Source organism: Candidatus Nitrosotenuis chungbukensis, assembly GCF_000685395.1.
Taxonomy (GTDB): Archaea; Thermoproteota; Nitrososphaeria; order Nitrososphaerales; family Nitrosopumilaceae; genus Nitrosotenuis; species Nitrosotenuis chungbukensis.
The window spans coordinates 136232-144650 of record NZ_AVSQ01000013.1 but is presented as its reverse complement, the minus strand read 5'-3'; the positions used below and the strand labels follow the sequence as shown (position 1 = coordinate 144650).

Annotated in this window: 9 protein-coding genes; 3 read left to right on the top strand and 6 right to left on the bottom strand. The window is 43.9% G+C overall.

All coding sequences use genetic code 11. The features are described from left to right. The 4 genes from NKMY2_RS04610 to NKMY2_RS04590 form a co-directional block, all read right to left on the bottom strand. Positions 1–3029, bottom strand: a 3029-nt coding sequence (locus NKMY2_RS04610; RefSeq protein ID WP_157832446.1) for an HYR domain-containing protein, incomplete at its 3' end; no start/stop codon positions are given. A 75-nt stretch (positions 3030–3104) separates the two neighbouring features. Further along, entirely contained in the window at positions 3105–3881 is a 777-nt protein-coding gene (locus NKMY2_RS04600) for an ABC transporter permease (RefSeq protein WP_042685172.1), read from the bottom strand. Next, positions 3878–4882, bottom strand: a complete 1005-nt coding sequence (locus NKMY2_RS04595) for a daunorubicin resistance protein DrrA family ABC transporter ATP-binding protein (RefSeq protein WP_042685169.1) — start codon at positions 4880–4882, stop codon at positions 3878–3880. Before NKMY2_RS04595 ends, NKMY2_RS04600 begins: the two co-directional genes overlap by 4 nt. 238 nt (positions 4883–5120) lie before the next feature. Next, the gene (locus NKMY2_RS04590) at positions 5121–5573 is read right to left on the bottom strand and encodes a PRC-barrel domain-containing protein (RefSeq protein ID WP_042685166.1); all 453 of its coding nucleotides are present in this window, start codon (positions 5571–5573) and stop codon (positions 5121–5123) included. Between the two features lie 88 nt (positions 5574–5661). Here NKMY2_RS04590 and NKMY2_RS04585 point away from each other — a divergent pair, with 88 nt between their 5' ends. Together NKMY2_RS04585 and NKMY2_RS04580 are read left to right on the top strand one after the other, a co-directional pair. After that, entirely contained in the window at positions 5662–5973 is a 312-nt protein-coding gene (locus NKMY2_RS04585) for a nitroreductase/quinone reductase family protein (protein WP_042685244.1), read from the top strand. A 34-nt stretch (positions 5974–6007) separates the two neighbouring features. After that, on the top strand, positions 6008–6556 hold the full coding sequence (locus NKMY2_RS04580) for a YbhB/YbcL family Raf kinase inhibitor-like protein (protein WP_052347513.1): 549 nt from the start codon (positions 6008–6010) through the stop codon (positions 6554–6556). Here the strand turns inward: NKMY2_RS04580 and NKMY2_RS04575 are convergent, their stop codons facing one another. Further along, entirely contained in the window at positions 6557–7201 is a 645-nt protein-coding gene (locus NKMY2_RS04575) for a hypothetical protein (protein ID WP_042685237.1), read from the bottom strand. Positions 7202–7279: 78 nt separating this feature from the next. Here NKMY2_RS04575 and NKMY2_RS04570 point away from each other — a divergent pair, with 78 nt between their 5' ends. Next, a complete protein-coding gene (locus tag NKMY2_RS04570; protein ID WP_042685165.1) occupies positions 7280–7774 on the top strand; it encodes a hypothetical protein in 495 nt (164 codons plus the stop codon). Here the strand turns inward: NKMY2_RS04570 and NKMY2_RS04565 are convergent. Then, positions 7747–8409, bottom strand: a complete 663-nt coding sequence (locus NKMY2_RS04565; RefSeq protein ID WP_042685164.1) for a hypothetical protein — start codon at positions 8407–8409, stop codon at positions 7747–7749. The genes NKMY2_RS04570 and NKMY2_RS04565 overlap by 28 nt on opposite strands. Positions 8410–8419: the final 10 nt, after the last annotated feature.

Sequence of the window (8419 nt, the reverse complement as noted above, 5' to 3'; positions counted from 1 at the left end):
GTTGCAGTCCATGTGACTGTGGTCTCGCCTAGCGGGAATCTCTCCGGTGCGTCGTTTGTCACAGATGACACTCCGACATTATCAGTTGCAACAGGTGTTTCTAGCAATACGATATTGTCTGATTTTGATGTGGCTTCGAGTGTGATATCAGACGGGGTTGTTATGGTTGGCGCAGTGGTATCTACAATGGTAATTTTTTGAGGAGCGGTCGCCATGTTTCCAGACTCGTCAATCGCAGTCCATGTGACTGTGGTCTCGCCTAGCGGGAATGTCTCCGGTGCGTCGTTTGTCACAGTTACTTGACTTACTATGTCCTGTACTTCTGGCGCCAATAATGATACAGTATTATCAGTTGCGGATGTGGCCTCTGCCGCGATATCAGACGGGGCAACGATTGTTGGCGCAGTGGTGTCAGTTATGGTGACATTTTGAACTGCAGTAGATATGTTTCCTGAACTGTCTTTTGCAGTCCATGTGACTTGAGTCAATCCTAAACTGAAAACGTTTGGCGAGTCATTTGTAAGAGAGTCCACACCGATGACATCGCTTACAGTTGCCTCTCCAACAGATATTTCGGTGCCAGTAGGCCCGGTTGCCTCCTGTGTTATGTCTTGAGGCAGAACGATTTGGGGTGCAACGGTGTCAACTACGGATATTATTTGGGTTGCAGTTTCTACATTCCCTGACGTGTCCCTCGCAGTCCAAGTGATGGTTGTCTGTCCGAGAGGAAATGACTCAGGAGAATCGCTTGTGACTGATTCCACACCTACGAGGTCAGAGACCTGTGGCTCACCCAAAGTAACAACATTTTGTGTTATGCTTGTTGCTTCAACTGTGACATCTGCCGGAGCAGACAGACTTGGCTTTGTAGTATCAATTATTGTAACATTTTGGTTTCCAGATGCAGAATTTCCATATTTGTCTGTCGCAGTCCATGTGATTATTGTACTGCCAAACGGATAATCGGATGGCGCATTGTTTGTGACAGATGATACTTCGGAAATGTCTTGCGTCACAGGCTGGCCTAGTACAACGATATTTCCAGTAGATCCAGTCGCCTCTTGTATGATATTTTCTGGAACAGTCAGGACAGGTGCAGTGGTGTCAACTACAGAAACGGTTTGAGTTGCAGTCGAATTATTTCCAGATGAGTCAATTGCAGTCCAAGTTATTTTTGTTTGACCTATTGGGAATGACTCCGGTGCATCGTTTGTAAATGTGATCGGTTGTACGTCAGTCGCATTTGGTAGAACAAGGTCGACAGGGGTTAATGCTGATACTGCCTCTACAGTGATGTCACTTAGTGGAGCAATTATTGGCGCAGAGGTGTCAATTATGGTAACCTTTTGAGTAGAAGTCGCCACGTTTCCTGCAATGTCTGCTGCAGTCCACGTAACTATTGTCTCACCTAGATGGAAAAATTCAGGGGCGTCGTTTGTGATTGATGAAATTTCGCTATTGTCAGTGACTGCAGGCTCTCCCAGATTTACCTGGGTTTGATCAAAGCTTGATGCTTCTGCAGTTATTGCAGCTGGCGCTTTGATTTTTGGCGCCTTGGTATCAGTTATCGTAACCAACTGGGTTGCAGTTGCCTCGTTTTTTGCAACGTCTATCGCAGTCCACGTAACTATCGTCTCACCTAGCGGAAACGATTCGGGGGCGTCGTTTGTTATGCTCATCACTCCTACGGAATCAGTTACCGTAGGATTGCCAAGATCTACTGGGTTTTGCGCACCTTGCGCTTCAGATACTATATCAGGTAGGGCATTAATCACAGGAGGTGTAGAATCACCAACGGTGACAGTCTGAGTAGCCATCCCCATGTTTCCAGAACCATCAATCGCAGTCCAAATTACTGTAGTAATACCAAGCGGGAATTCTAACGGAGCGTTGTTTGTGAGCGATTTAATTCCGCTTTCGTCATTTGCCGCGGCCTTTCCTAGCGATACGGGAGTCAGTCCCCCTGTTGCCTCCACAAAGATGTCCTTTGGTGGATTGATAGTGGGCTTTTTGGTATCGCCTACGATTTGTTTTACGGCTTGTGTTTGTGTGGTCTGTGTGGTTTGTGTTTGTGTGGTCTGAACAGTGTCATTCACAATAGGATCTGCAGAACCAAACTTTTGTATTCGGTGGTTGCTAGAGTCCACCACAAACAAGTCGCCATCAGAATCCAGTGTGACATCTTTTACCATTTTAAATTGAGAGTTTCCGGTGCCGGTTTTTCCAAAGGTAGTCACAGTCTTCCCGTCAGAATCCAGCACGACTACTCTATTGTTTGGAGTATCGGCAACTATGATATTTCCAGAAGCGTCTATTGCCAGCCCATCAGGAGATATTTTAATTCCGCCAGAAGAGGCAGTGAATTTTTTGACAAATGCGCCATCTGATGTGAATTTATCTATCTTGTTGTTTCCAGAGTCAGACACGTAGACGTTTCCTGATCCATCGATTGCTATTCCAAGCGGGGTAAGGAACTTTCCGTCACCCGTGCCACTTGATCCTATGGTTAGCAAGAACTTGCCATCAGAGTCAAATTTTAATACTCGTGAGTTTCCAGTATCCACAACATACACAGAGTTATCCTTTGATACTGCGATATCGTTTGGAAGTTTAAGCTTTGTAGCATCGGTTCCTCCAGAATTCCAAGATTTGATAAAGTTTCCAGAAATGTCAAATTTTTTAACAGAATTTAGATCATGATCCACCACATAGACATAATTGTTTTTCACTGCAATTCCAGCAATGGAATGAAATTCTTTTGATCCTGACCCCATTGAGCCCCAAGAATGGAGGTACGAGCCATTATTGTCAAATTTCTGGACGCGTGAGTTTCCAAGATCAGTCACGTAGACGTTTCCTGTCTCATCCACTGCCGCATACTGTGGAAACGTAAAGGCGCCGCTAGTTGTCAGGCCTTGCTTGCCCCAGGTGCTTACAAACGGGTAATTTCCCGCCGCCAAGACAGGCTGATAAATCAAACCTGCAAAAATAACAAAAAACGCCGCTAGAATGGCTACTTTGTGATGCATCAAGGCTGTTTTGCGGCTTTTGCAAAAGATCTCCCAAGTAAGAAATTCTTGCAGTTTTAGTCAAATTTTTGGCAATTAAAACGGCTTGTTGACCTCGCGCGTAAAGACATAGCTTGCCAAGCCAATCATCGACAGGACAAAGATTCCAATCACTCCAAGGCTAAGCGCGGCGGATACGCCCTCGGTGACGCCAGTCATCATCTCCCTCACAAGCAGGACCGTGTACGTAACTGGATTTAGTCTTGCTATAGTAGCAAGCCAGTCGGGCAAAAGCTCAAGTGGAAAAAGTGCAGGGCTAAGCATGAAAAGCGGCATGCCAAGAAAATTAATCACGCCCCAGAATGTCTCCTGGGATTTTGCAGTGGCTGCAACGATTACAGATATTCCTGAAAACCCAAGCGAAAACAAAATTACTATCCCCATTATTGGCGCAATTATCCAGAAATTAGGAAATGTGACCCCGATTGCAAGCGCGATTCCAATTATGAGGCTTGCCTGAAGTGCAGCAATTAGTGATATTGCAAGCATCTTTCCTAATGCTATAGATGATCTAGATATTGGCGAAGTCAGAGCCTTGTTCATGAACCCGTATCGTCTGTCCCACAATGTGTTGACTCCTCCAAATATAGAAGTAAAAATGGCGGTAAGAATTATCACGCCAGGTGCCATGAACTCGATGTACGTTCCGTCAAACCCGACAGATTTGATGAGCGGCTGTGTTCCTGAAAACGTGTTTCCTATAACTATGATCCAGATGGCAGGCTGAATCAGTCTTATCAGGACGCCGCTCCGGGATTTTCTATACCTCTTTAGCTCACGCCAGAATATTGTATAGGTATCGTATAGGATCATTGCCTTAGCCTCTTCATTTTTGCATATTCTTTTCTTCGATTGTAGTTTTTTGTAGATTCATCTCGCAATTCGCGCCCCGTATACGACAAAAACACATCGTCCAAGCTTGGATGAGTAATTGAGATCGACTTTATCGGGATATGAAGTGTTGAAGACAGGTTAAACAGAAGGGTTGCAACCTCCGCCCCTTTTGATGAGAATACGGTAATCCTATCATCCTTTGATGTCACCTCTTTTACAAACTCGGTCTGTTTTAGCATGTCAATTATCACGTCTTTTTTGGATTGGTCGTCGATTGAAAATACAATTACCTCGTTACCAAGCGCATTTTTCATTGTTTGCGGCTTGTCTATTGCCTGAATCTTTCCATAGTCCATGATCCCTATTCTGTCACAGAGTCGGTCTGCCTCTTCCATGTAATGCGTTGTGAGAAATATCGACATGTGAAACTCATTATGGATTTTTTTGATGTACTCCCAGATCTTTTGCCGAGTTTGAATGTCCAGCCCTACGGTCGGTTCATCTAAGAACAAGACCTTTGGTCGATGCAGCAGCCCTCCTGCTATTTCAAGTCGCTTTCTCATCCCACCAGAATAGGTGATTACTGCCTCGTCTTGCCTGTCTTTTAGCTCGATTAGCTCAAGCAGTTCGGTTATCCTGTTTTCGATTAGGTTTTTCGGAATGTGGTTCAGTCTTGCCTGAAGCATCATGTTTTCTCGCCCAGTCAGATATTCGTCCACAGTGATATCCTGCTGGACATAACCGATGCTTTCTCGCACCTTTTTTGCCTGTGACACCACATCATATCCTGCAACGTATGCGTTTCCGGAGCTCGGCTTGAGAAGGGTTGTCAGAATCATAATAGTGGTGCTTTTTCCAGCCCCGTTTGGCCCAAGAAACCCAAAGATCTCACCCTCGTCTACCTGAAACGAGATATTATCAACAGCGGTCAGTCCCGAACCATACACCTTGGTAAGGGATTTGGTTTCTATAGAATACAATGAATCATCCAGTCAGGCAGAGTATAAAATGCTAAGTCTTCAATAATTTGCTCAAAAAATTTTTGCAAAAAAAATTTAAAATGGAAAAAAACTCATTTGGAGTAATGAGGGGTCTTTGTCACGTTTGCCACACATCAAATGTAGAACTTGTTCTAAGGGAAGGCATCCCAACATGTAATGCATGTATTTCAAAGACAAAATAACGGAGAGCCATTATTTTATTTAAAAATTAAAAGAGTTAGTGTAGTTCTTTGAACTGTTGTTTTGTGAGTTTTAGTATTATTTTTTCTCCGACTCCCCAGACTTCGGCCTTTGAGATTATTTTTGTGTGAAGCATTCCGTCTGAGACCTCGATTGACTGGAGTTCGTTTGTATCATTGTTTTTGACCAGTCGCTTTACCTTGCCAATTTTATGGCCGTCGATATCAACCACATGAACGCCTGTTCTAATTGGCGGCCTGCTGAGCAGCAATGTTTCTGCGGTAAACTTGTCAATGTAGTCATTTGTCAGGTAATAGTCCTTGTTAAACCCCTGGTGTATTGTGACTCCCGATACTGCGAGTGTTTCTTGGTTAATGTGAATGTGCTTTACTTTGCCGTACTCGATTCCTTCTCTGTCAACTACTTTTTTTCCTGTGAACTCGTCTGCGGTGCAGATGTTCTCAGTCATTCCTTCTAGGATTGTTGCCATGACTATCTTGCCAGGATCGGTTTATCGGCATCAAAAATTACAATTTTCAATCAATGAGATTAAATTATTTGACTTTGGATACGTTCCTGTGAAAAATCAGGCATCAAGAGCAACTCTTACCACGTACGGCAGGAAAACAGGCGCGGAGCACACAGTGCAGCTTCGGGCAGTGTCATACAATGGAATGATGTACTTTTCTCGCAGAAACTCTGAATCAGACTGGCTAAAGAACGCCTTGGCAAATCCCAAGGTAAAGGTGGGCTTTGATGGCATCATACGAGATGGAACAGCCTCGCTTGTGAATGACGAGTCACTTGCAAAAAAAATTTCAGAGTTAAAGTATCCAGGAGAGCAAAGGTCCCAGGAAGTCAGAATCGTCTTGCAGGTAATGCTGGAATAAAAAACTTCTTTAGTTATTTCATGGAATAATCATTATGAAAATACTTGTTTTTCTTGTTGCGTTTTCCATATTGTTTTACATTGGCACACAAAACCCTGCTTTTGCACAAGACGACAAACATCCTGCAAAGTCAAGTGTCTCTACAAAAACAATGAAAATATCAAGTGTGTTTGAAAACAATGGTAAGATTCCAAAAAAATACACATGCAGTGGTACAAATGTGTCTCCGCCTCTGAAAATTTCAAACGTTCCAAAAAATGCAAAAAGCTTGGCATTGATACTGGATGATCCTGACGCACCGGGTGGAACGTTTACTCATTGGGTAGTCTGGGGCATGTCTCCAAAAAAGACTCAGATTGGAGAGGGTGAGAAAAAAGGATTCATTGAAGGCGTGTCAGGAATAGGCAAGCCGGGCTATTTTGGGCCGTGTCCGCCTTCCGGGGTGCACAGATATGTTTTCAAGATATATGCGCTTGATTTTCCAGTTGATATTTCCACCAAATCAACAAAGCAAGAACTCTTGTCAACAATTCAAAATCACATAATACAGACGGCTGTGCTAACTGGCAAGTATTCAAGATGATCAGATGATGTGGATTATAGTACTGACACCGCGTTTGTCCGACTCATAGCCGTCTGCTATCTCTGCAACCGTAACAGTAAACGAAATCAAGTCACGCTGCTGCGCTTGCGTTGCGTCAAGCTTTAGATGTATGTCCATCAGATCAAAGTCTCCTACTGGAATGTTTGTCTCATCGATGAAGACCTTTGCGGTTGACTCGATTCTAAAATTTTGTCCCTTGTAGTGCTCAATTATCCTTGTTTTCTTTCCGTCTCTCCCCGCCGCCTTTACATTGATATCAATTATTCCAGGCTTTGACTGAGTGTATCCTGACTGCTTGTTTACAAACACGCCAATCTGGAATGGTTGGCCCGCGGTGGATTCTGCCATCTTTTGGATGCCGTCATTCATCGCAACATCGACTCCCTTGATTGTTTGTGCAACCTTGGCAATCCACTCATTTGTTTTTTCTATTACTGCGGCTATTCTGTCCCTTCTTTTTTTGTCCTCTTCGGGAGGCAGCTTGTAGTAGTCAACCCATGCAAGATAGTCATGCGATATGTCTTCGATGAATCTAATGCAGGTTACCTTGTAGTCGTCTACGCTGTTTGCACGCTCGGAGCTGTCGTCTGAGCGCATCCCGTCATAGTCCATCGGCATTGCCATTAATCCCATATCATACGCCATATGTAAAAAGCAATCCCAAGCAAAAATCAATAATATGGCAAGGCAGGAACGGTTTTCATGATATTCTCAGAAATAACAAGTGATCTTCAAGCTCAGCTAAAATCAAATCTTCCCCAGATCAGAATCCTGCTCAAGAAAAACCCAGCAATGGCATACACGAAAATAACCGAAATAGGATTTGCAGTCGGCAGGAAATACAAGATTCAGCTAATTGTGAATTTCCCACAGAGGGGAAAAATCGAGGATTTTGACTCGTACGGGATGCAGGATCTCTCCATCATAATAGACAGGCAGAAAAAAAACTTCCCAATCCAGCGCAGCATCATAAAAGACAAGGCAAGAGAAATTTTTGGCAACGTCCAGATAGACGACGCATACATGTACGAGGGAAAGGAAGGAGTCAAGGTGTTTCCAGATGGCGGCAGAATAGACATACTGCCACACTCGATTCACATCTGGTGCAAGTTTGATGAAAAGGTTACGTCATACTGCAACTGGCTTTTGATTAACGTGTACCAGATGGGTCAGGATTCTAGTTTTACCAGCTCGTAGGTATAGTCGATAGTTCCATCAAGCGAATAATACTCTGCCTTTACCGGGAGCGGGACGTTATCTGCAATCCAGAACTTGTTCTCAATGTCGTTTATCCCGTATGATATGGTAAAGGTTTTCAGAGTTCCAAATTCAAATTCCATGTCCTGGTATCCGATCAGCTTTAGCTTTGGAGTAAACTTGCCAACAAATACGGTACCCCATTCTGCGCCGACAACGAGATACCTTTCCTCAACTATCGTATCCCTAACGGAGAACACCGTTGCGTCAAGCGCGTGAACGTACGGCTTGATCTCGTCAGAAATGTCGGTGAAGACAAATGCGTCGCCTATTTGCATCTCGTCCTCCACGTGTTGTCCTGTTTTTTTATCGTCAATTACGACTACAATGTCCTGCGTATGCAGAGTCTTGTCTAGGAACCGAATCTCTGCCAAAAACTCCATGTCGTGATATTTTACCACATACTGTAAAGTAGGATTGTTTTCAGAACCATCACCCAAGTGCCATTTGTTTGCAAATCGCGGGATTATGTTTTGCTCAGATCCCGGAAGTCCGGTCAGCAGTGGAAATGCAAGGCCGAGTGCTGCTGCGCCAAGCATCACACCTAATGGAATAAACAGTATTTTTTTGACCAAGATTTCACAA